Annotated in this window: 22 protein-coding genes and 1 pseudogene; 13 read left to right on the forward strand and 10 right to left on the reverse strand. The window is 45.8% G+C overall.

Annotated features, from left to right (window positions below; all coding sequences use genetic code 11):
- Positions 1–72: 72 nt before the first annotated feature.
- Positions 73–606, reverse strand: a pseudogene (locus R7041_RS11915) (pyruvate formate lyase family protein); the annotation flags it as partial.
- Positions 607–608: 2 nt separating this feature from the next.
- Positions 609–1,550 carry a glycyl-radical enzyme activating protein gene (locus R7041_RS11920; protein WP_206949157.1) on the reverse strand — a complete coding sequence of 314 codons (942 nt, stop codon included), beginning with the start codon at positions 1,548–1,550 and terminating at the stop codon, positions 609–611.
- Positions 1,551–1,804: 254 nt separating this feature from the next.
- Here R7041_RS11920 and R7041_RS11925 point away from each other — a divergent pair, with 254 nt between their 5' ends.
- Complete coding sequence (locus R7041_RS11925; RefSeq protein ID WP_053304029.1) at positions 1,805–2,479, forward strand: fructose-6-phosphate aldolase; 675 nt, start codon at positions 1,805–1,807, stop codon at positions 2,477–2,479.
- A gap of 129 nt (positions 2,480–2,608) precedes the next feature.
- On the opposite strand, the gene R7041_RS22735 is transcribed toward R7041_RS11925, so the two are convergent.
- The 4 genes from R7041_RS22735 to R7041_RS11945 form a co-directional block, all read right to left on the reverse strand.
- On the reverse strand, positions 2,609–2,770 hold the full coding sequence (locus R7041_RS22735; RefSeq protein ID WP_230818680.1) for a hypothetical protein: 162 nt from the start codon (positions 2,768–2,770) through the stop codon (positions 2,609–2,611).
- A complete protein-coding gene (gene creD / locus R7041_RS11935) occupies positions 2,757–4,097 on the reverse strand; it encodes a cell envelope integrity protein CreD (RefSeq protein ID WP_064369610.1) in 1,341 nt (446 codons plus the stop codon). Before creD ends, R7041_RS22735 begins: the two co-directional genes overlap by 14 nt.
- A 75-nt stretch (positions 4,098–4,172) precedes the next feature.
- Positions 4,173–5,615, reverse strand: a complete 1,443-nt coding sequence (gene creC / locus R7041_RS11940; RefSeq protein WP_064369609.1) for a two-component system sensor histidine kinase CreC — start codon at positions 5,613–5,615, stop codon at positions 4,173–4,175.
- Positions 5,615–6,325, reverse strand: coding sequence for a response regulator (locus R7041_RS11945; RefSeq protein WP_064369608.1), 711 nt, complete (start codon positions 6,323–6,325; stop codon positions 5,615–5,617). Before R7041_RS11945 ends, creC begins: the two co-directional genes overlap by 1 nt.
- Positions 6,326–6,584: 259 nt before the next feature.
- Here R7041_RS11945 and R7041_RS11950 point away from each other — a divergent pair, with 259 nt between their 5' ends.
- Positions 6,585–7,097 carry a DUF2799 domain-containing protein gene (locus tag R7041_RS11950; RefSeq protein ID WP_064369607.1) on the forward strand — a complete coding sequence of 171 codons (513 nt, stop codon included), beginning with the start codon at positions 6,585–6,587 and terminating at the stop codon, positions 7,095–7,097.
- Positions 7,098–7,131: 34 nt separating this feature from the next.
- Here the strand turns inward: R7041_RS11950 and R7041_RS11955 are convergent, their stop codons facing one another.
- Both R7041_RS11955 and R7041_RS11960 read right to left on the reverse strand, forming a co-directional pair.
- On the reverse strand, positions 7,132–7,590 hold the full coding sequence (locus tag R7041_RS11955) for a GNAT family N-acetyltransferase (RefSeq protein WP_033906688.1): 459 nt from the start codon (positions 7,588–7,590) through the stop codon (positions 7,132–7,134).
- Positions 7,591–7,614: 24 nt separating this feature from the next.
- On the reverse strand, positions 7,615–8,085 hold the full coding sequence (locus R7041_RS11960) for a GNAT family N-acetyltransferase (RefSeq protein ID WP_064369605.1): 471 nt from the start codon (positions 8,083–8,085) through the stop codon (positions 7,615–7,617).
- A 132-nt stretch (positions 8,086–8,217) separates the two neighbouring features.
- Here R7041_RS11960 and R7041_RS11965 point away from each other — a divergent pair, with 132 nt between their 5' ends.
- The 10 genes from R7041_RS11965 to R7041_RS12010 all read left to right on the forward strand — a co-directional run bounded on the left by R7041_RS11965 (position 8,218) and on the right by R7041_RS12010 (position 19,423).
- Entirely contained in the window at positions 8,218–9,408 is a 1,191-nt protein-coding gene (locus R7041_RS11965) for an MFS transporter (RefSeq protein ID WP_064369604.1), read from the forward strand.
- Positions 9,383–10,351: an HTH-type transcriptional regulator YidZ gene (yidZ, locus tag R7041_RS11970; RefSeq protein ID WP_064369603.1), complete on the forward strand. Its 969-nt coding sequence runs from the start codon at positions 9,383–9,385 to the stop codon at positions 10,349–10,351. Before R7041_RS11965 ends, yidZ begins: the two co-directional genes overlap by 26 nt.
- A 141-nt stretch (positions 10,352–10,492) precedes the next feature.
- The gene (locus R7041_RS11975) at positions 10,493–11,362 is read left to right on the forward strand and encodes a DMT family transporter (RefSeq protein WP_064369602.1); all 870 of its coding nucleotides are present in this window, start codon (positions 10,493–10,495) and stop codon (positions 11,360–11,362) included.
- A 388-nt stretch (positions 11,363–11,750) separates the two neighbouring features.
- Complete coding sequence (locus R7041_RS11980; protein ID WP_104980181.1) at positions 11,751–13,928, forward strand: FUSC family protein; 2,178 nt, start codon at positions 11,751–11,753, stop codon at positions 13,926–13,928.
- Positions 13,929–13,938: 10 nt separating this feature from the next.
- Complete coding sequence (locus R7041_RS11985; protein WP_206949158.1) at positions 13,939–15,585, forward strand: efflux transporter outer membrane subunit; 1,647 nt, start codon at positions 13,939–13,941, stop codon at positions 15,583–15,585.
- Positions 15,585–15,788 carry a DUF1656 domain-containing protein gene (locus R7041_RS11990; protein WP_005374946.1) on the forward strand — a complete coding sequence of 68 codons (204 nt, stop codon included), beginning with the start codon at positions 15,585–15,587 and terminating at the stop codon, positions 15,786–15,788. The genes R7041_RS11985 and R7041_RS11990 overlap by 1 nt, the downstream gene beginning before the upstream one ends.
- Before the next feature lie 12 nt (positions 15,789–15,800).
- The gene (locus tag R7041_RS11995) at positions 15,801–16,691 is read left to right on the forward strand and encodes an HlyD family secretion protein (RefSeq protein WP_033906681.1); all 891 of its coding nucleotides are present in this window, start codon (positions 15,801–15,803) and stop codon (positions 16,689–16,691) included.
- A gap of 16 nt (positions 16,692–16,707) precedes the next feature.
- Entirely contained in the window at positions 16,708–17,394 is a 687-nt protein-coding gene (locus tag R7041_RS12000; protein ID WP_005374942.1) for a potassium channel family protein, read from the forward strand.
- Entirely contained in the window at positions 17,387–18,535 is a 1,149-nt protein-coding gene (locus tag R7041_RS12005; RefSeq protein WP_054576588.1) for an AI-2E family transporter, read from the forward strand. Before R7041_RS12000 ends, R7041_RS12005 begins: the two co-directional genes overlap by 8 nt.
- Positions 18,536–18,751: 216 nt before the next feature.
- Positions 18,752–19,423, forward strand: a complete 672-nt coding sequence (locus R7041_RS12010) for a DUF2057 domain-containing protein (RefSeq protein WP_017634411.1) — start codon at positions 18,752–18,754, stop codon at positions 19,421–19,423.
- A gap of 59 nt (positions 19,424–19,482) precedes the next feature.
- Here R7041_RS12010 and R7041_RS12015 read toward each other — a convergent pair whose 3' ends face one another.
- Positions 19,483–19,929: an RDD family protein gene (locus tag R7041_RS12015; protein WP_047102393.1), complete on the reverse strand. Its 447-nt coding sequence runs from the start codon at positions 19,927–19,929 to the stop codon at positions 19,483–19,485.
- A gap of 180 nt (positions 19,930–20,109) precedes the next feature.
- A complete protein-coding gene (locus tag R7041_RS12020) occupies positions 20,110–20,874 on the reverse strand; it encodes a ferredoxin--NADP reductase (RefSeq protein WP_005374935.1) in 765 nt (254 codons plus the stop codon).
- A 210-nt stretch (positions 20,875–21,084) separates the two neighbouring features.
- On the opposite strand from R7041_RS12020, the gene R7041_RS12025 reads away from it, so the two are divergent.
- A complete protein-coding gene (locus R7041_RS12025; RefSeq protein ID WP_005374933.1) occupies positions 21,085–21,537 on the forward strand; it encodes an acyl-CoA thioesterase in 453 nt (150 codons plus the stop codon).
- Positions 21,538–21,870 lie beyond the last annotated feature (333 nt).

The raw sequence follows: 21,870 nt of genomic DNA on the forward strand, positions 1-21,870 counted from the left end.
CAGATAGAAGAACTTTAGTTGCAGCTAAAGTCTGGGTCTCACCTTACCCGATTGGAGTACTTATTATCCATACAAACCGTTCATGCCTAGCTTCAAGATTTTCTCGTTGTCCACCGCAAGGTGCGCGTCACCCGAAGTCATGTTGCCTTCGGCTTTAATGATGGTGCTGGCTAAGATTTCTTGCTGCTCATCAGTAAACAAGCCATAACAACGGTCTTGAACGGTTTTGCCACGCCAGTACGGTGTGATGCTGTGGATGCTTTGTTTATCTTCTTCAGTGACCGCAAAGCCTGCACCAGGACGGTCGGCTAGCTCATCAATTTCCGCTTCAATCCAACGTACAGTGTATTCCGGGAAAATAGGCGCAGCGCGTACTTTGCTCGCTTGGTTACCGACGATTAACTCATCATGCTTAATCCAAATCGTACGAGTGCGTAAGTGCTCTTGCAGTGCTAGCGCACGTTGGACAATTACAGGTTTGTCTTCGTTCGCTTGATAAGCACGAGTGTATGCCTCTGCACGCTCGGTACAGACAGGTGGCGTTACGATATTTACCAGTGCCGATTTGTGCGCTTTGATACGCTCAGGAAGGTAATTCAGGTCCATAGTTAACCTCTTACAATCACGTTAAGTTGGGTGTTTTCGCTTGCGTATTGCATGGCGCTTTCTAGCAGTTCTGGTTTGTTTAATGGCTTGTCAGAACACTCGTAAGGCATATCGAGCAAACGGTATTTATTGATGCCGAGCGTGTGGTACGGCAGCAAGTGAAGTTCTTGGCAGCTTTCTAGTGAAGCCGCAAAATCGATGATGTCTTTCAACTCTTCGATGGTGTCATTGAACCCCGGCACAACAGGAACACGAATCACAATGCGCTTCGCGATAGGTGCCAGTTTTCGGAAATTATCTTTGATGCGTTTTAGTGAACCTTTCGCCCAGCTAAGAAACTTCTCTTCATCGGTGTGTTTTAAATCTGCCAACCAACAATCGATATGCGGCGCGGCTTTTTCAACGTTCTTCCACGGTACATGCATGCACGATTCAATAGCGGTAGAGACTTGGTTGTCATGCAGACGCTGCGCGAGCTCCGCCACCAAATCTGCTTGCATGAGTGGCTCACCACCGGAGAAGGTCACGCCACCTTGGCTTTGGTCGTAGAAAGGTTTGTCCTTCATCAAGGTGTCGAACAGCATGTCTGATTTTGCTTCTTCACCGCAGACGGTCAGTGCTTGCGTAGGACAGACGTTTCGCAGCGCGATCAGTTGGTCTTCTTTGATGGCTTTGCGATTGATGATGATCTGGTTGTCGATGCGTTGAATACCATCGTTCACCGTTTCACTACCCGCAGTAGATTGAGTTGTAGCTTGATAAGCAGAAACGCACAGCTGGCAATCTTCCATGCAGCTTCGCTGATCAAACAACAGTGAATGCTTTTCGCTGCGGCTTTCTGGGTTTTGACACCAAGGGCAAGACAAGCTGCATCCTTTAAGAAAAAGAATGGAACGAATGCCATCGCCATCATGGGTAGAGAATCGTTGGATATTGAAATACATCTCTGCTTGCCTCTTGGTCTGTGCTACCGCTGTGTACTTAATCCGTTTCTTGCTGGTTAAGTTTTATCAGCGGCTTTTCTTTGTTCGAACTGAAAGCTTCATTTGAGCGTTTACAAGTTTCACTTAACTTTCATTTAATGAAATTATTATAGTTTCAAATGAAATTTCAATTGATCAAAATCAAGATCTCGTTCGATTGTCAGATCTATAGTGATCCCATCATCAAAACGAAGATTTTGTTTAAGGTAGAAACCATGATCGAACTTTATTTAGATACTGCTGATGTGGCAGAAGTAAAACGCTTTAACCAGTGCCTACCGCTAAAAGGCGTGACGACAAACCCAAGCATTTTGGCGAAGTCAAAACAGGGACTGAATGAAACCCTAGCAGGCATGCAAGAAGCACTTGGCGGGACACCTCGCTTTCACGCTCAAGTAGTGAGTTCAACCGTCGAAGGCATGGTGGCAGAAGCACGCCAATTGAATGAATTGCCTTACGACATGGTGGTAAAAGTGCCAGCAACAGAAACAGGCTTAGCTGCAATTAAGCTAATGAAAAAAGAGGGAATTCAGGTTCTTGCTACCGCTATCTATTCAGCTCAACAAGGTTTCCTTGCAGCACTGTGCGGTGCAGACTACCTAGCACCTTACGTAAACCGCATTGATACGATGAACGGCAACGGTGTTGAAGTGGTCGCGGATCTTCAATTGTTGCTCGATCAAAACCAACTACCAGCGAAGATTTTGGCAGCCAGTTTCAAGAATACTCAACAAGCGATGGAGGTGATGAAACTGGGCATCGAAGCCATTACATTGCCAACTGATGTGGCGGCACAAATGTTCGCACATCCAGCAGTAAAACCGGCGGTTGAACAGTTCGATAAAGACTGGAAAGAGACGTTCGGCGAGAAACTTTCATTTGAAAGCTAATTAAAAGTAGCAGCTAGACGTCTCAATGAATAATAAAGGGAATCTTAACTCACCCTGTGCGTCGGTGAGTTTAAGATTCCCTTTTGTATTTCATATAAAGAGGTGAGGTTTACAGCAGTTCTCTATTAGTCAGTGACCAAAGGTACACGCGCTTGAGTAAACTGATTTTGATCCTCTTACGAATACCTCGTTTGGAATGGCGGATGCAGAGAATCGCAGGTGGATAGCGGACGTCTCTTCCATCATTTCGCTTGGCTGACCAGTGAGAATTGCTCGTTTAAACATCTTCATGATTCGCCTTTGCGCTTTCTTCTGCTTTCTTATTTCGTGCGTACCAGTCGATGTTGCGTGTAATGACCATAGTGAAGCTCAAAATCGCAAAACACAGTAATGTCCCCATGACCAATGCGTAACTCTCTGCTTGTAGCAAGCCAAACAGTAATCCGTAGAGAGTGAGCAAACACGCTCCGAATATCGCGCCGTGCTTGGTGTTGCTCAACATACCGCTCACGTACACACTTAAAAGCCCCGTCGATGCAACTGCTGACACCACATACGCCCAGTTAAAGCCGAGGTGTTCACTCATCGAAATCAGCAACAGATAGAAAAGTGCTAAAGCCAGACCAATAAAGCCGTATTGCACAGGGTGCACCGGACGCGCTTGGAACAACTCCAGTAAGAAGAAACTCGCAAATACTAATGTGATAACCAACAGTGAATAGTTCACAGCTCGGTGAGACTTCAAATAGTGATCAACGGGGTCAATCAAATCTACGCCCATTTGTCGCTGTTCAAGCTCGTGACAAGCGTGATTCGATGACAAACAGCTTTGGAACAGCTGCGCGATATTGGTTGAGAAGTTGTTGCTCGCCCATTGCGCGTTAAATCCATCTTCAGATACTTCTGATGACACCGGTAAGTAATCACCGATAAAGCTTGGATGTGCCCAAGTTGAAGAGAGTTCAACCTTTGTTTGACTGCCAATTGGTGTGACTTGAAGCTGCCCCATCCCTTGTAGCAAGAAGTTAAGATCGAATGCCAAAGGTTGTGCTGGGTTTAGGTCTGCAAGTGTCAGATCACTGTGGAGGCCTTGTGGTAACTGATTTAACCCCGTTCCCGGTGCGACTTCGATATCAGAGCTCGCCATGGTCATGTCATCCAAACGAATCAATCCACGGCTGTCTTCAATGCCAACGACTAGGCTCATGTTGTCAATATCAAGCCCCTGCAACGCCGCGAGATCGTCTGCATCAAAAGTGCCTTTCAGTGCCACTTGTGCTTTGTATAAACGCGCACGGTAAATGCCTCGGTACTTTTCAAAACTGTCCAGATTCGCGCTCATATCAAAAGTGCTGGGTAGAAGGAATTTACGGCGCTCTTTAATCTGTACTTTGTCATCTCGGTAACTGGTTTCGGTGTAGTTAACCATGATGAATGGACCAATGATGCGCTGTTCGCCACTGCTGCTGCGTGCGATGTCATTTCTGACTTCATCTTGGCGATATGAGCGTTCTGAGATCAGCCCTGTGACCATTGAAAGCGGGATTTGCAGTAAAACAAACAAAAACAGCACGAAGGCGAACTTCGTGCCGAGTTGGTTATTGAGGATCTTTTTCATGTTTCATTCTCCATTTGCTGATGGGAGTAATCTAAATCAGCAATTTGGAGAACGAATGGAGCTAATGTGGAGTTTCTATGGAGTTGGTAAAATCAGGGTCACTTTCACGCCAGAATAGACGTTTTCGACTTGCAACTTACCTTTGTGTAGCTTGGTCACTTGCTCAACAAAATTCAGCCCGAGCCCAGTGCTCTTAACGCCATTTTCCCGAGCAAGGGAATAGAAGCGCTCGGTCAAACGAGGCATCGCATAGTCGGGAATATGAGAACCTGAATTAAAAATCGACAGGCACACTTTCTCTTTCGTGACCTCAGTTTTCCATTCAATACGGCCCTCTGAATGAACAAAATCCAGCGCATTGTCCATCAAGTTAAAAACGGCTTGTTTCAGCAAGAAGGCATCACCAAACACGGAGAGATGGTCATCAATTTGGATTTTGGCAATCACCGACTTTGCACTCAAACGCGCATCCGCCGATTCAACCACTTCATTGACCATTTGTTTTAGCGAGATAGCTTCGACTTGTTCTAGCTCGGGGCGCTTTTCAAGACGAGCAAGTTCTAGCAACTTATCAATCAATGACTGCATGCGATCGCTTTCTCGCTCAATGTTGCCAGCAAAGCGCGTGACCTTTTCTTCAGGCAACGGCATTTGCAATATTTCACTCGCGCCTTTAATCGCTGATAACGGGCTTTTCAGCTCATGAGTCAGCGTCTGTACGTACTCTTCCACATATTGTTTGCCGTCGAGTTGGTTGCGCATTTTCTCCAATGCGTCGCTTAGCGTACTGTACTCATAGAAGATACGAAATGTCGGCTTAGAGACCTTTTCGCCCTCACCCATTTTGGTTGCGTAGTCTTCTAGCTTATTCAGTGCCGAGTGAATTCGCCAAGCAAACAATGCCCCTGCCAATAGCACTAAACCACTCATCCACACCATCCAAAACAGCACATTGCGTTTAGAAAGATCGATGAAGGGTTGTACTGAGCGATTGGATTTTGCCACCGTCACGCTGCCAATAATTTCGCCTTTATGATAAATGGGCGCAGCTACGTGCATAACGGTTGAGAGCGGATCTTTCGGGTCTTCGATGGTACTGCGCGCGCCGTATTGACCACGCAACGTGAGATAAACATCGTTCCATTGCGAGTAGTCTTTGCCTACGTCTTGCTGCCAAGAATCCGCAATCACAATGCCTTGTTTATCGGTGATGTAAATTCGATGGTTAATCGCTTTTTTACCGATTTCCCAAATGCGCGCTTGAGGCTCTCGCTGTCCATAAGCCGTTAATAGTTTGGAGAAGCGACTCTCAGACAACTTTCCGTTCGCAACGTCTTCTTCCGCCAATACCGCAAGCAAGTTCGCCATATCCACTAGCGTCTCTTCGGTGGTTTGGCGCACGGTTGGCTTAAGTTCTTGGACAACCGTTTTGCTCACCATGTAAGCCGTCATCCCGACTAAGATGAAGTAGAGAAAAAACAGTCTGAGTCCAAGCGGGATCTTCGGCCAGCGATTCATCATTCACCTTTAATGCAGTAAAAGTAACCAAAGCCACGTTTGGTACAGATGCGTTCAGACATCTCAAACGGCTTCAACTTATGACGAATAGCTTTGATGTGGGTATCGATATTACGCTCATATGCAGCCTCTGGCGCCATGTCTGCCGCGATCATAAGTTGGTCTCGACTCAATACATTGGAAGAGACGGAAATCAGCTTATCGAGGATCTTAAATTCCACCGCAGTTAACCCAAGCATTTGCCCGCCAACACCGTAGTCAAAGTTCTGCGCAACCAAATCGTGGCTAAATGGAGGTTGTTCTGGAACAGCTACAGGCTCTGGTTTGTGCTCCATCATTGGCGCTTTAGCTTTGATTCGAAGTTTAATGCGAGCCAACATTTCGCGCGGGCTAAATGGCTTAGTCACGTAATCATCCGCGCCAATTTCCAAACCGACTACGCGATCAATTTCATCGCTTCTTGCGGTGAGAAAGATTATGGGAATATCAGAAAACTCACGGATGGTTTTGCATAATTCAAAACCATTGCCATCCGGTAAGCCTACGTCTAAGACAAGTAACGCTGCGGAGTTGTGCTGCAAAAAAGCTAAGCCCTCTCCTGCTGTTGCAAACCACTCTGCGTGGTAGCCATCCATCTCTAATACATGAATCAGGTTCTCTGCGATAGCAGATTCATCCTCGATAATAAGGACGGTGGGTTGTTCGCTCAATGTCTTAGCCTCATTGACGGTGTTTATCTTTATGTTGGTATTATCACTTAATTTGGGGCCAAGGCTAGTGGATTGATGCAGCAAAGGCGCAGTTCGTGGATAATACTAATCAAACACACTTCTATTCAGCATAATAAATTTATCACTTAGATTAATGAGTCTCCACAATTGTGAATACAATGATTTCAACCATTGATATGAACAGTGTTCATTTTAAACTCAAGTTATCAATTCGATTTTATTTAAAGGACAGTCACTGATGAAAAGAGCGCTAATCCCCCTGGCTTTACTGACTTTGCTCTCAGGTTGCGCCAGCATGTCTCCGGATGAGTGCAAAACGGCAAACTGGTACAAGGTAGGTTATCAAGATGGCCGAGACGGCAACGATCCAAACATTATCAATAGCTATACCGAAGACTGTGGTGAAGCGGGTGTGACACCCGACCGAGCGAAATGGAAAGAAGGCTTTGATAAAGGCACTATCCAATATTGCTCACCAGACAATGGGTACACTGTCGGTATCGAAGGCAAAGAATATTACGGTGTATGCAGCAGCAAAGAGTTTATTGAGAACTACCAGTTAGGTCATCAAGAATATCAACGCCAGCAACGCATCCAACAAATCGATACTGAAATCTCGGTCATCGATAATCAGCTTGATGGCAATCCAGACAAAGATAATGCCAAGAGACTGAAAGAGAAGAGAAAGCGATTGGCTGACGAGCGTTCAAGCCTCTTGTCGCCAACCATCAACTTGAATCTGAATTTCTAAATCGATTGGATTTAGCTTCTAAAAATTCATGGCCCTAACTCAGTTCTAGGGTCATGAATTGACTGTTCGGATCGAGTTCGTAATCCCCGAACGGCTCGCAGTACACAAAGCCATGCTTTTCATACAACAGGCGCGCTGGTTTAAAAAACTCCATCGAGCCCGTTTCTAAACTCAAGCGCTGCAAACCTTTTTGCTTCGCTTGCTCAATCACATGAATCAATAATTGAGATGCCACACCTTGGTTTCTTGCCGTAGGCGTGGTGCGCATGGATTTCAGCTCCGCGTGTTGGTCATCCAACTCTTTAATCGCCGCACACCCAAGCAGTTGCTCACCTTTCCATCCGGTCCAAAACGTCACTTCTGGCGCTTTGAGCTTATCTAAATCTAACGCATGCACGCTTTCTGGTGGCGATGTAGCGTACATGTCCTGTAAATGTCCTTCCAACATCGCAATCACTTGCGGCCGTTCTAAATTGTCGATTTCAATTCTCATATATCCATCCTTGGTTTTTCATAGCTAAAGCGGCTGTCTCATAATGTGCTGCGGTCCAACTGGGCCGCCGTGGTAAAGCTCATTGGTATCTTCAAACCCTGATTTTAAATAGCACTGATAAGCAGGTATGTTGCGGCAATTCACAGTGAGATAAAGCGCATCAAATTCGGGATAATGGCGTTTGGCGAAATAGGCAAGCTGTTGAATGGCTCGCTTGGCGATGCCTTTGCCTTGATGACGGTGATCCACCAGCAAAGCACGCACGCCTAAACTGTTTTTCGGGCAAAAATCGTATTTCTCGCTGTAAGCTGCATCAAATAGAAAAAAGCCAACCACGTCATCGTCCGCCAGAATCAGATGCGGAAGCTCTGTGGGTTCAAGACGTGTAAGCATTTCACCCACATCCGCGACCGTAAACTGCGATTGCTCTTCTAGCACGCTAAGTTCGCAAGTTTGTTCATGTCGCTCAGGCGAATACTTTTCAATGGTAATCATAATCTTCCTTGTTGTTTTTATGCTCAATTCATACAGGGTATGTCGTAAATAGAAATACCTGGTGTCGTATTTCCCACTCGCAGGCAAACGTTTAGCACTCTATTATCCTCGCCATTCGATAGAGAGGTTTCCATGTCCCGTTTTTTACTTTGTAGTTTTGCACTCGTTTTACTCTACCCTACTGCCATTGATTTGTATCTTGTTGGTTTGCCTCAAATTGCGTCAGATCTCAACGCCAGTGAATCTCAGTTGCATATTGCGTTTTCGATCTATTTAGCTGGCATGGCTACCACGATGTTATTCGCGGGGAAAATTGCAGACTCTGTGGGACGAAAGCCTGTTGCCGTCGTCGGCGCGATGATCTTCGTGCTCGCGTCTTTTCTCGGCGGGATGGCTGAGCAACCAAACACTTTCTTGATTGCTCGCTTTTGCCAAGGCATCGGGGCTGGATCTTGCTATGTCGTCGCGTTCGCGATTTTACGCGACACGTTAGACGATGAACGCCGCGCGAAAGTATTGTCGATGCTCAATGGCATCACCTGTATCATTCCAGTGATCGCACCCGTGATTGGTCACTTGATTATGCTGAAATTTCCTTGGCCGAGTTTGTTTACCACGATGGCAGGAATGGGCATTCTCGTCAGTGTATTGGCCATTTTTGTTCTCAAGGAATCACTACCCAGCCAACAAGGTGAAGAACAGACAACGCCAGAGAGCCATCAAGAGACTTTCTTCGAGCGATTTTTTATCAGTAGGCTGATCATTACTGCACTTGGAGTGACCACCATCCTGACCTTTGTTAACGCTTCACCAATTGTTGTGATGAGTATGCTTGGTTTTGATCGCGGTGGCTATTCTTCCATCATGGCGGGGACTGCGACGATCAGTATGTTGATTTCGTTCTCGGCGCCATTGGCATTGGGGATTTTTAAGCAGCGAACCTTAATGATGACCTCTCAAGTATTGCTCGCGTGTGCAGGCATCGTGCTCAGTGCTGCCCATTTCCATGATGGACAATCTCATTACTATGTGTTCGGACTTGGGCTGATTTGCGCTGGCTTCGCTTGTGGCTTTGGCGTGGCCATGAGCCAAGCGCTCAGCCCATTCTCTCAACAAGCTGGCGTGGCGAGCTCACTACTGGGCATTGCTCAAGTTTGTAGTTCCGCGTTCTATATTTGGTTTATGGGTTTCATCGGCGTTAGTGCACTGAATATGTTGGTGTTTATCTTAGTGTTAGGTAGCGTAATCAGCCTTGCTCTAATACTATTGATTCCAAAGCCTGTTCACGATACCCATTATGAAGAAATCCCTAGCGCGACTTGATTTAAACTTACTGTTCACTCTGCAATTATTGCTGCAAGAGCAAAGCGTCTCGAAAGCCTCGAAAAAGCTGAACGTTACGCCCTCTACCGTAAGTAAGTCGCTCAACAAACTTCGTCATTGGTTCGATGATCCTTTGTTTGTCAAAACACCTAAAGGTCTTGCGCCAACGCCTTTGGCACAAAGCATGGAGCAAGATCTCGCAGAATGGCTGCAAATTGGCAACCAGATTGCAGAAAAACGCAGCGATATTACGCCTAAAGGAGTGCGTTTTGATATCACGATTGAGTCGCCATTAGTGCTCACAGTGCTGGACAGACTCATCGTCGCGATCCACCAACGATACCCTGAAGCGAAAGTAAAAACCAGTAACTGGGATTACGATTCACTCGACGCCATCATTCGAGGCGAGGCGGATATCGGTTTTACCGGCCGAGAAAGTCACTCGAGATCGAAAGAGTCGTTGGATCTTCTGCCGTATTTCTTGGATTTTGAGATTCTATTTTATGACCTGCCGATGGTGTATTTACATAAAGATCATCCGGCATTACAGCAAGAGTGGAATCTCGAGACCTTTCTGAGCTACCAACACATCAATATTGTTTGGGAAAAAAGTGAAACTTGGGCGTTGGATGAAGTATTAACGGAACTAGGGCTACAGCGCTCTATCGGGCTGACGATGTCCAACTTTGAGCAATCCCTTTTTATGGCAGCGCAGCCGACGCATGACATGATCACCACCGCGCCGCACTATTGCAAAAGTTACACAGAAAAGCTGCATCTCGATTTGGTGTGCTTGCCAATTCCATTAGACCAAGTTCAACAAGACAAGTTACTGATTCCATTTACCATGATTTGGCATAAACGCAATGCGTACAATCCCAAATTGCTATGGTTGAAAAACACCATTAAGTCATTGTACAAACAACCTTCCCAACCACAGTAAGACTCAGGCTAAGGTCAGGTTTTCTCTGGTTATTTTTAATGACTTTCTTGCTCTGATAGCTATAACTAATCACTTTATCAACTAATAAAAATGTTCTTTTGGATCTACACTAGCTGTTCATTTACACGCTAAGGATCAAGGATGTCGACCTTTTTACTCACTGCCATTGCAATGCTGGCGTTCGCTGCCAATTCATTATTGTGCCGACTTGCATTGGCCGAAGGGTTAATTGATGCAGGAAGCTTCACTCTCTTTCGATTGATATCTGGCGCTGTTATCTTAATCGCATTGCTTGTCGTGAGAGGTCAGTGGAAAACCGATCGGCCAACGTCTCGCTTTCGCTTTTTTGCTGGCGTGGCGTTATTTGGTTACGCTGCCCTTTTCTCTTTCGCGTACTTACAACTGGCGACAGGAACAGGTGCTTTGCTTTTGTTTGGTGCCGTGCAACTTACGTTACTGGCAATCTATTGGTGGCAAGGTGAGCGCTTTCAGTTTCTCGAAATCATCGGTATCGGCCTTTCAATTGTTGGATTTGTTTGGTTGATGTTGCCATCTGCCACGCGCCCCGATATTAGCTCTGCACTTCTCATGTTGATTTCTGGCGTTTGTTGGGCTGCGTTTACTGCGCTCGGTAAACAAGCGCCTTCTCCAAGTAGTGGAATCACGTGGGGATTCATCGCAGCATCAATAATTGGCGTGCTCCTTTCGCCATTAATCTTGTCCTCAATCCACCTTTCTTTGAGCGGAGTGTTGCTCGCTATCGCATCTGGTGCCATTGCCTCTGGCCTTGGTTATACACTTTGGTACCAAGTCGTACGTAAGCTCTCTTTACTTCAAGCCGCCGTCAGCCAACTTTCCGTGCCAGCCATTGCTTTACTACTCGGCAGCATCGTACTCCACGAGCCTCTTTCACTGCATACTCTTTTAACCAGCGGCATCATTCTTGGTGGGATCGCTTTGGTTTTTTTATCTCGATCCAAAAAAACAAACGAACAATCGGCAAGCCGATAAAAAGTAATAACTTTCCCTCTCAAATACCCATTCATCATCTATGCTTTTTAAAGCAGTAAAGCTCATTGCAGATGGTACAAGTGGTCTGCTTTGGTACCAGGCGAAGAATATAAGGTGAGAATTGGCTCACACAATGCAGCGATTTTGTTTCAAAAGTGAGAATCATCACAGATCGCGAATTTGCTCGTTTTAGGCGTTTCACCAATAACACCAAGGGCTAGCACGAGATCAAGCCAAATACGCACTTTTTGTTTTGACAAAGGGTTTACAAAGCACACTTTTTCACCCGCTATATTCCGCCCCCCGAATTTATTCAGAACAAGATTCTGATTATTCATATAAGAAATTCATCAACTTATAACGATAAGCCTGAGCAAACTTTGACACTATGAACGACAAAATAAAATTCGCTATTAAAGTATCGCTTAGCCTGACTCTGGCTTATCTGATCCCGTTTGCCATGGGTTGGCCGCAAGCATCGACGGCCGCAACTACTGTAATGCTGATTGCATCGACAGGCAGTCGTCGTGAATCACTCGCCAAAGGTACCTTACGCGTGTTAGGTACATTGGTTGGTGCCGTGGTTGGCTTGTTACTGGTGGGGTTGTTTGCTCAAGACCGCTTGCTGTACATGCTGAGCGTGTCGGTTGTGGTCTCATTCATTTTTTACTTCCGTAATGCCTATCAAAAAGATCCTACGCTACTCATGCTGACCGGTGTGATGACGTTGATGATGTCCAATGGCGGTGACGCAGAAGGTGCGTTCCTTTATGGCGTTGACCGCGCCTATATGACGGTGTTTGGGGTGGTGGTTTACACACTCGTGGGAACTTTCTTATTCCCGACCAAAACAGAACAAAACCTAAGACAGCTCATCGAACAACTCAACCAAGCACAACGCGCGTTGTTCACCGCTATCTTGCAAAATTTCGAGCAAAAATCGGCAGGGCAAATCTCTCCTCAAGAAGGCGGAGAAGAAAATCCAGAAGCGGAAGAGCCACAACCTCCTAGCGTGGACACTCTCATCGAACAGATGTTTGCCGCTCAAAATGCGCTCGAACAGCGTTTTTCCACGGTCAGTGTGGAATGCAGTGACGTGTCGGCCTACATGAAAGAGTGGCGCTTGGCAGTTCATTTGAACAAGCAGGTAACGCAACAATTGACCGTCGCGGCGCACAGCCACTTTAGCCACCAGCAAGACCGTGAAAGCATCAGCAACTTTGATCAAGCCGTGGCGGAAATTGACGCGCTATTTGATACCTGCCAACAAGTCTGGGACGAAAAAGAACCCGCTTATCGTGCTCAGGAATTCAAAGTCAAATACAACCAAGCGTTGCTAGAAGACGCAGCGCACCTAGAGAAAGGCTCTGCGCTTACGCTTGGTCACCTGTTGGAACTGATGCATCAAAATTTGTCGCGTTTAGCGGAGAGCATTAGCTGTATTGACTCTGTGACGAACAATGTCTCCTTTGACGTGCCGCTGCCGAAACCGAAAGGCAAGTTTCTATGGTGGGACGCAGAAAACTTTAAAACCGCGGTCAAAACCTTTGTCACTTATTGGGTTGCAGGACTGATTTGGATTTATTTCAATCCACCAGGCGGCTACTCGTTCGTGGTCTTCTCGACCATGTTTATGTCTTTGCTGTCGTTCGTGCCTGTGCACCCGATTTTGTTGCTAGTGCTTTTCACTTTCGGCTTCTTGTTCGCGGTGCCTTCTTACGTCTTCATTCTTCCGCAATTGGATCTCGGGTTAGAGCTTGGCCTGTTTATCTTTATCTACACCTTTATCGGTTTTTATCTGTTTAACGGGCCAGTGACGATTTTCTATATGATTGGCTTGTTTGTTCTCGGTTTAGACAACAACATGTTTTATCACTTCGGGATCCTCATGACGATCATGCTGTTGTTTTACATGGTGGTGTTCATGATTATTTTCGCGCACTACTTCCCGTTTAGCTCACGACCAGAACACCTCTTTTTGACCATAAAAGAACGCTACTTCCGACATACCCGAGAGCTGTTCACTACCTATCAACAGCAGTCTAGCTCGGTTATTACGCCGCTCAAACGGGCCTTACACTTGGTGACGCTCAATGTCTCATCGAAAAAGCTCAAAGTCTGGGGTTCGAAAATCAACCACAAACACTTTGATAAAACCACGCCAGAAGCGATTGGCGCGTTTAGCAAAGCGTGTGATGTACTCAGTAATCACATCAACATCTTAATGGCCGCCGAGAAAAAGTTGATGACCAATCCACTAATTACTCAGCTTCGCCAACAGCACCGCGATTCCATCATTCCTTTGATGGCGGGCGCTTTAGCCAGCCATCAAGCAACACAAGAACTCGACTCCGTATTCGACCAATACAGTCAAGATTACCAAACATTCGAAGATAAACTGGAAGATTTTTTTAGTGAGTTGGATTTATCTGACTACGCTTATTCAGAGATAGCCGGTTTTTATATCTTGCTGAATTTAAAACGGAACGTGTTCGAAGCAATCAAGCATTGCAAGCAAACCTACGAGGATATCGATTGGGTGAACTTACAACAGAAGCGTTTTTAAAGGTGGGGATATGATGCTTCCAAAACTAACCAAACCAAGCCTCGCCATACTTTCTTTGCTCGGACTCAGTGCGTGTACCACGGTAGGACCAGATTATGTTCATCCAAAGCAGGCGCCACTGCCAAGTGACTGGTCGGTGCAAAAAGCAGCAGCCAAAGATACGCAGCAATCAGAGCAACAGCTACAACAATGGTGGCAGCAATTTAATGACTCGACTCTTAATCAGCTGGTTGAGTTGGCGAGCAAACAAAACCTCGATTTAGAAGCCGCAGGGCTACGAATTGTCCAAGCACGTTCATTGCTTGGTATTTCGACTGGCTTGCAATACCCACAAGTTCAAACCGTGTCAGGAAACCTAGCGCGTGCCTACGTAAATGATCAGGGCGTGAATAACGCCACTTTGTCGTTTGATGCTGCTTGGGAAATGGATGTTTGGGGCAAGTATGCTCGCGGTATTGAGTCGGCAGAAGCGGGTTACTACGCATCCATCGCATCGTATCACGACATCATGGTCACCATAACCGCCGAAGTGGCGCGCAATTACATCAACTATCGCACATTCCAAGAACGTATTTTGCTGTCTCGCCGCAATATCGAGATTCAAGAGCGTGTCGTACGTATTACTCAGGTGCAGTTCGACTCTGGCAACGTTACAGAATTGGACGTTCAACAAGCTAAAAACCAACTCTACACCACCAAAGCAGCGTTACCGAGCCTCGAAGTGGCAATGAAGCAATCACGTACTGTGTTGGCTTTGCTACTGGGTCTGTTACCAGAAGAAGTAGATCGACTGCTACAGTCGGATGGGATGCACAAGCAAATCGCTGAGTACGAAGCCCAGTTCAAAGCGACGGGCAGAAAATCGGCGCTATCGGGCACCGACGAGCGTTCCATTGTGCCACGTCCACCGCTTTTGGATACGCAAGTGGATGCTAACTTAGTGATGCGACGTCCGGATTTGCAAGTCTCTGAGATGCAAGCTCGCGCGCAAAGTGCGCAGATTGGCGTGGCAGAAACCGCTCTGTACCCAAGCTTTTCGTTGTTCGGTTCCATCGGTATCGACAGTACGGTTCCCGATGGCAGCAGTTTCAGTTTTAGCGATTCGCTCACCATGGTGATTGGCCCAACGTTCAGTTGGAACATTTTCCAATACGGACGCGTGAAAAATAACATTCGTTTCGAAGATGCTCGCTTCCAAGAAACGCTGACGAACTACAACAAAAAGGTACTGCAAGCCGTTAATGAAGTCACCAATGCAATCGAAGCATATGACCTGTATTTGCAGCAAAAAGATTTACGCTTGCAATCGGTCAACTCTTCCATTCGTGCGTTCAACATATCCATGACACAGTACGAAAACGGACAAATTTCATTCGAACGTCTGCTTAACTCGGTAGAAAAAATGACCCGCGCAGAAGACAGCTACGCAACGATCAAAGGTAATGTTGCGAACCAAGTTGTCGCGCTCTACAAAGCCCTCGGTGGAGGCTGGCAAACCCAAACAGGCAAACCTTTCATCAGTGAATCGATTGCCACGCAGATGACAGAGCGCACTGACTGGGGAAGTTATTTAAATGAAGAAAACCGCGTATTGCCGCCTTTGCCTATCGAAACACCGACGGAAAACGGCGATAAGAACAAAACGGAGGATCTCTAATGCCTCATGAACTTTCTTGGGGAGACGTTTACTTTTCTCCTACGCTACTCGTGCTCTTTCTCGCCGTCACGGCCACGTGGATAACGGTGATGATATTGAACAAGACACGTTTGTCTCGCTTCATCGCTTTTCCGTCTCTGACGTTTATTGCCATCATGGTCGGTTATGTGGTGGCCATCGACAGCTTTTATATTCAATTTTAGGTGCCAAACAAGATGAAAAAACTATTCGTAATCGCACTCAATCTTGTCATTCTTGGTGGCGCAGCTTGGCTCGGCTATCAAAAGTTTGAGGAATACTTTAATAACCCATGGACACGAGATGGGCAAGTGCGTGCTAACGTCATCAAAGTGGCTCCTCGCGTATCAGGCCCAATTGTAAATGTCGCGGTGCAAGACAACCAAGAAGTAAAAACGGGGGATTTACTGTTTGAAATCGACCCTGCGACTTACCAGGTTGCGTTATCTCAAGCCGAAGTAGCACTGGAGCGCTCCATTGTTAGCTCTCGCGGTAAAAAAATCGAATATGACCGCTTAAAAGACATTCGTGCCAAAGACCGTGGCGCGGTTTCTCACAAGGATCTGATTCGTCGTGAAATCGCTTACGAAGAGTCGCTACTGCAAATCAAATCTGCAGAAGAGCAACTAAAATCAGCACGCCTTAATCTCAGCTTTACCAAAGTTTATGCGACCGTCGATGGTTTTGTATCTAACCTCGATATTAGAAACGGTACGCAAGCGGTCGCAAACCAACCACTGCTCGCACTGATCGACAAAAACAGCTTTTGGGTATTTGGTTTCTTCCGTGAAAACCAACTTGCGCAAATCGAACCTGGCAGCCAAGCGCGTGTCACTTTGATGTCTCACCCAGACACGCCAATTGACGCGACGGTTGACTCGATTGGTTGGGGTATTGCGCCCAAAGACGGCACGGTCGGCTACAACCTTCTTCCAAACGTAAACCCTGTTTTTCAGTGGATTCGCTTAGCACAACGTATTCCGGTGCGAATCTCCCTACAAGAACTTCCTGAAGATGTTGATCTTCGATTCGGGCTTTCTGCGTCCATCATGGTGATGAAAGAGTCATCCGCAGAAAGTGAACAATAACTAAGTGAGAAGAGCCATGGTCATTGGTAAAAACCTCAAAAATATTAATGAAGAAAACAACTTCTTCTATCTAACCTTAGCACTAGTGATTTTGTTGCTAGGGAGTGCGATGGCACAAGTCGTAGGTGAAGGGACGATTGAACACATACTTCAGGCTTTCACGGTTCTGACGTTTATCGTCTGTTTTGCGAGCCTTCGCTTTGACAAAACCTGGTCTCGTTTCCTCTACAGCCTGTTTGGTATTTGGGTTCTTGTGATTGTGATCAAGACCGTTTTCGACATCAGAGAGATGAATGTGGTGATGCTTGCCCTCACCTTTGCGTTCTTTTTCGGCACTTTTAAATCCATCGCAAGACAGATTCTTTTCACCGGCCATGTCAACAGCAACAAAGTCATTGGCTCGGTCGCGCTTTTCTTGCTGCTTGGTCTGATGTGGGCGATTGCCTACCTCATTCTGCTTGAGTTTTCGCCTGAAGCCTTTACCGGTATGGAAGCGATTTCTTGGGGGCAGAACTTCTCCAATGCAGCGTATTTCAGTTTCGTTACCTTAACCACGCTCGGTTATGGCGACATTAGTCCTCTAACACCACTGGCTCAAGTCGTGGTGTATTTAGAGGCCATCACAGGTGTTTTTTATATGGCGATTGTTGTTTCAAGTCTCGTCAGTTCTAACATTGATCATCAGGTAAACAAAAATGGATAAACAATCGGTAAAAATCGACAGTAAGATTTTCATCAGTAATATGGTGGAATCGGCAATACGCATTGGCTTGATCTTTGTCTTGCTGATGTTTACGTACGACATCATCAAACCCTTCATCCTTCCGGTTATTTGGGGCGCTATTATAGCCGTCGCTTTAATGCCGCTTACCCAAAAATTGCAGCGTGTATATGGTGGTCGTAGAGGCTTGGCAGCCACAACCATTGCTTTACTTGGTATTGCCCTCCTTGTCACGCCACTTGTTATGGTATCAGGCTCCATTGTGGATGGTGCAACGCACGCGCTTGAAGTACTACAAAATGGACAAGTGAAAATACCAGGGCCAAAACCTTCCGTAGCGGATTGGCCTATCGTGGGTGATAAGCTCTACGAAGTGTGGACCCTATTCGCTACTAATCTTGAGCAAGCTATTCAAACCTTTATGCCACAAATAAAGGCAGGACTCACATCTTTACTGGGTACACTGGGGGGCGTATTGGGAAGTTTACTGCTTTCAATCTTGTCACTTGCGATTGCAGCAGGTTTCATGACGTACTCTGAATCTGCAGCATCAGGCTTAAGAACCATCGCGATTCGAACCGCTGGTGAAAACGCAAAAAGCTGGACCACGCTTATCGCTGCGACAATTAAAAGCGTACTGCTTGGCGTAGTCGGTGTAGCGGCGATTCAAGCACTGTTGATCGGTGCTGGTTTCTTCGTATTTGGCGTTCCCGCAGCAGGTTTACTCACACTGCTTCTAATGATTTTATGTATCGCTCAGCTCCCGGCGTTGCTCGCAGTGCTACCTGTGATTGGCTTCATGTACATGACCCAAGACACCTCAACAGCAACCATGTTTACTGTTTGGGTCGTAGTTGCGGCTCTTTCTGAAAACCTGTTCAAACCAATGTTAATGGGACGTGGCGTCGACGTGCCAATGCCTGTGATTCTGCTCGGTGCCATCGGTGGTATGCTTTTCTACGGCATCGTTGGTCTGTTCTTAGGTGCCGTTATCCTAGCAATTTGGTATGAGTTATTTGTTTGGTGGTTGAGCATTGAGAAAGCACAACAGCAAGAAGAAATGGCAGAACAACAAGACGCTTCTGATGACCAATCAGAACCTGGACACGGTGCTGGTATTTAATAAATCAATAAGTTAGAAAGAAATTTAATCTATAACTTATGATATCAAACCGCTGCATTTCAGCGGTTTGATTCTATTTGGATCACAGTTTCGTCGTAATAAATGCGATAAAAATGACGTTCTTGTTAAATTTTCATACTTATTACACTTGGGAGTTGCAATCGGGCAATGAACGATGCACTCTCGATGACCACTAATTTGCTTAGGATAAAAACAATGAAATTGATCAAGCCTTTAACTTGTGCGCTTGCTCTCGCAATGAGTGGCATGGCATTCGCAGATGTAACCGTGAGTGTTCCTGACAACGTTTCAGTATTAGCGGCTAACGGTGAAAAAGCAGATCTTTCGGGTGGTTTTTTCGCCTCTGAAAGAACACTGACGTTACCTGATGGCCTTAACCAAGTCGTATTTCGTTTCGCCCCTTACTTCAACCAAGGTAATGACCGTTTAAGTGTTGAAAGCGATGTTATCGTTACACGATTTGACGCGACCAATGCCGAACTCACTCTACAAATGCCAGAATACCGCAACCTACGTGATGCGGAAGAGAAGATCAAAGACTTAGATTGGAAACTGGTTGATGATTCTGGCAACGCAATCGCGGTTGACCAGGACAAGTTGCTCAAACCGGGTATGCAAATCGGTCGTGATTACGTGCGTGAAATCGAAGATTATAACCAAGCTGGCGGTGCAGCAGCCGTGGCTTTTGCTGGCGCAGCAACCATGCAGCCAGTCACGCTTCCTGCAAAGGTTCCTGCGGATATGAAGCAAGTGAGAGCAACTGCGGTTAAAGCGGATTCGACAGCTGAAGAGATGCTGCACTTCTGGTACCAAAAAGCAGACGCAGAAACCAAAGCTCGCTTTAAGAAATATGTTAATCAACAGTAAATCTGGTTAACTTTATCGATATTAAAAAAGCCACTTCACGTGGCTTTTTTGATCAAAAATTAGGAAGCTTGGACAACTTTAGTATTGGCGATCAAGTCATGCAACAATCGTCGCTCCGGATGAAAGAACAACAATGCCAAATTTACCAACGGGATCCCCGGAATGAGCATCTCCAGCAAGTAGCTAATAACAAGCCTTAACCCTGCTGTAACTTTCGTTGCCTTACTATCATTTTTCATTACAACTTTAATACCAATCATGCGCATACCAATGGTTTGCCCATGACTCAATGCATTCCAGTTGATCATTAAAACCGTTGGTAAAGAAAGCAAGTAAAACGCCTGAGTTTCACGAACAAGCGTGAGGTTATCTGCTAAAGAGAGCTGAAAGTCGTTAAGAAAAGAGTTAATACTCAATGCGATGATTAACACGACCACCATCGTAAAGAGCAGGTCGATAAAACCAGCAATGATTCTCTGTTGCTTGCTCGCGATAAAAGCATACATGGACTTCAGTCACCTCAATGTAATTGGTTAAGCGAGAATGACTGAGTGTACAGACGCGCAATGGTGAGCGCAGTTTAGGTATTGCCAACATAATATTCAACTAAGAACATACTAAATCGCGGTCGTATCTCAAAAGTAATCATTACATCTTGAGCATAACCGTATCAATTTAACAAAACGCTACCAGTAACGTTCGTAAATGATATTTCCCCCGGTTTGATGGCGATACTTTTCCAAGCCTAGCTCTTGTAAGACGGGCACGGTATCTTTGATCATTTGTGGATTCCCACACATCATGACAAAGCTACGCTGAGCTGAGAATGGCGCATCAGCGGCGTTGGACAGTAAACCCGATTCGATGAGTTCAGGAATTCGGCCTTGTAATTTACCATCAACCACTTCCCTGCTGACTATCGGTATATACTTTAATCTGCCTTCATATCGTTGCTGAAGCTGTTCAATTAGGTATTTATAAACCAGATCTTTTTCGAAACGAACGGCATGAACCAGCACAATGCGCTCATTGTGAGGCGGTAAGTTTATATCATCCAGCAGCGATAAAAACGGTCCAATCCCCGTACCTGTAGATAGCAGCCACAGGTCATGAGCCTGTTTAGGAATAGAATCATGGATTAAATCGCCATGTGCGGTGGCACCGACATAAATGCTATCACCAGATTTAAGCTTTTGGAGCCGTGGAGAAAGTTGTCCTTGAGGGTCGGCTACTATTAGAAATTCCAACCAATCGAATTGCTCGCTTGGCGCATTAACCACAGAGTAAGCACGGCTGATCGGCTTACCTTCATCATCAAGCAAAGCAAGCTTGGTGAATTGGCCAGCTTTAAATGAAAGAGGCGCGCCAGATATTCTCAAACTGAACAGCTCACCTGTCCAATCAATGCGTTTCTCAACTCTTGCGAGGTTGAAACCTTTGAGTTCAATCATGAGACACCTCCTATCTGGTTACTCTTAGTTAAACTTACGCCTTCAACTCGATTATGTAAAGTTTCTAGTTTACATAATCAAACCACTATTTCATTTCACATTTTAAAAACAATTTTATTACATATTAAATGATTACATCTAGAATAAATGCTCAAAGTGATAAGTCGCGTCGCAATTTGTGGCAAAGCAGATGAAAAAGGAGCAATAAAAATGGACACACTGTTAAAGGACTTTCCCGTTATCACAGAGATAAAAGTCGCATGGGGTGAAATGGATGCTCTGCAACACGTTAATAACGTGGTCTATTTTCGCTACTTCGAGACCGCACGTTTAGATTACTTCAACAAAATTAACCTGCTGGTCGACCTGCAGACCTCGCAAATTGGACCAGTACTGAGCGAGACTCAATGCCGCTACAAATTGCCTGTTACTTACCCAGACACGCTATTAGTCGGTTCTCGCGTAATCGACATGCAAGAAGATCGCATCACGATGGAGTACCAAGTGCTGAGTAAGAAGTGGGGTAAAATTGCGACCATCGCGACCGCCACTGGTGTGATGTTTGATTTTAAGAACAACGTTAAAGCTGCGATTCCAGATCACGTTCGCCAGTCGATTTTAGACTTGGAAGGAACCGTGGGTAGTACGCATCATTTGGAGTAGCAATAAACGAGAGATTAAAGGCGAGGTTCCCGACAGCGCTTCTTCATCGCTATCGGGAATGATGCTGAGGTACCATTCCAACTTACGCAATAAGAAAACTAGCGTCATTCTAATGAGCCTAAGTGAATCATTCGAAACCTCGCTAAACGTAACAGCAGCGCGACTCTTCCAGCCTACGCGATAAGAAAAGCTGCGTCATTCTAGCGAGCCATAGCGAGACTAAAAATCTACTTACCGCTTGCTGCAGACCATAGTGCCATGAATAAACTCAATACAATCTGAGGGTAGATTCTGAATCACGCTCGTTCCTCGCTGTTCAGAATGACGGTTCGA

This window comes from Vibrio sp. 1751, assembly GCF_033339895.1.
Classification (GTDB): domain Bacteria; phylum Pseudomonadota; class Gammaproteobacteria; order Enterobacterales; family Vibrionaceae; genus Vibrio; species Vibrio alginolyticus.

What these genes read in the sequence shown, in the direction of transcription:
- R7041_RS11920 (WP_206949157.1), bottom strand. Translation starts at nt 1,550, where the DNA reads ATGTATTTCAATATCCAACGATTCTCTACCCATGATGGCGATGGCATT.
- R7041_RS11925 (WP_053304029.1), top strand. Translation starts at nt 1,805, where the DNA reads ATGATCGAACTTTATTTAGATACTGCTGATGTGGCAGAAGTAAAACGC.
- R7041_RS22735 (WP_230818680.1), bottom strand. Translation starts at nt 2,770, where the DNA reads ATGAAGATGTTTAAACGAGCAATTCTCACTGGTCAGCCAAGCGAAATG.
- creD (WP_064369610.1), bottom strand. Translation starts at nt 4,097, where the DNA reads ATGAAAAAGATCCTCAATAACCAACTCGGCACGAAGTTCGCCTTCGTG.
- creC (WP_064369609.1), bottom strand. Translation starts at nt 5,615, where the DNA reads ATGAATCGCTGGCCGAAGATCCCGCTTGGACTCAGACTGTTTTTTCTC.
- R7041_RS11950 (WP_064369607.1), top strand. Translation starts at nt 6,585, where the DNA reads ATGAAAAGAGCGCTAATCCCCCTGGCTTTACTGACTTTGCTCTCAGGT.
- R7041_RS11955 (WP_033906688.1), bottom strand. Translation starts at nt 7,590, where the DNA reads ATGAGAATTGAAATCGACAATTTAGAACGGCCGCAAGTGATTGCGATG.
- R7041_RS11960 (WP_064369605.1), bottom strand. Translation starts at nt 8,085, where the DNA reads ATGATTACCATTGAAAAGTATTCGCCTGAGCGACATGAACAAACTTGC.
- R7041_RS11965 (WP_064369604.1), top strand. Translation starts at nt 8,218, where the DNA reads ATGTCCCGTTTTTTACTTTGTAGTTTTGCACTCGTTTTACTCTACCCT.
- yidZ (WP_064369603.1), top strand. Translation starts at nt 9,383, where the DNA reads ATGAAGAAATCCCTAGCGCGACTTGATTTAAACTTACTGTTCACTCTG.
- R7041_RS11975 (WP_064369602.1), top strand. Translation starts at nt 10,493, where the DNA reads ATGTCGACCTTTTTACTCACTGCCATTGCAATGCTGGCGTTCGCTGCC.
- R7041_RS11980 (WP_104980181.1), top strand. Translation starts at nt 11,751, where the DNA reads ATGAACGACAAAATAAAATTCGCTATTAAAGTATCGCTTAGCCTGACT.
- R7041_RS11985 (WP_206949158.1), top strand. Translation starts at nt 13,939, where the DNA reads ATGATGCTTCCAAAACTAACCAAACCAAGCCTCGCCATACTTTCTTTG.
- R7041_RS11990 (WP_005374946.1), top strand. Translation starts at nt 15,585, where the DNA reads ATGCCTCATGAACTTTCTTGGGGAGACGTTTACTTTTCTCCTACGCTA.
- R7041_RS11995 (WP_033906681.1), top strand. Translation starts at nt 15,801, where the DNA reads ATGAAAAAACTATTCGTAATCGCACTCAATCTTGTCATTCTTGGTGGC.
- R7041_RS12000 (WP_005374942.1), top strand. Translation starts at nt 16,708, where the DNA reads ATGGTCATTGGTAAAAACCTCAAAAATATTAATGAAGAAAACAACTTC.
- R7041_RS12005 (WP_054576588.1), top strand. Translation starts at nt 17,387, where the DNA reads ATGGATAAACAATCGGTAAAAATCGACAGTAAGATTTTCATCAGTAAT.
- R7041_RS12010 (WP_017634411.1), top strand. Translation starts at nt 18,752, where the DNA reads ATGAAATTGATCAAGCCTTTAACTTGTGCGCTTGCTCTCGCAATGAGT.
- R7041_RS12015 (WP_047102393.1), bottom strand. Translation starts at nt 19,929, where the DNA reads ATGTATGCTTTTATCGCGAGCAAGCAACAGAGAATCATTGCTGGTTTT.
- R7041_RS12020 (WP_005374935.1), bottom strand. Translation starts at nt 20,874, where the DNA reads ATGATTGAACTCAAAGGTTTCAACCTCGCAAGAGTTGAGAAACGCATT.
- R7041_RS12025 (WP_005374933.1), top strand. Translation starts at nt 21,085, where the DNA reads ATGGACACACTGTTAAAGGACTTTCCCGTTATCACAGAGATAAAAGTC.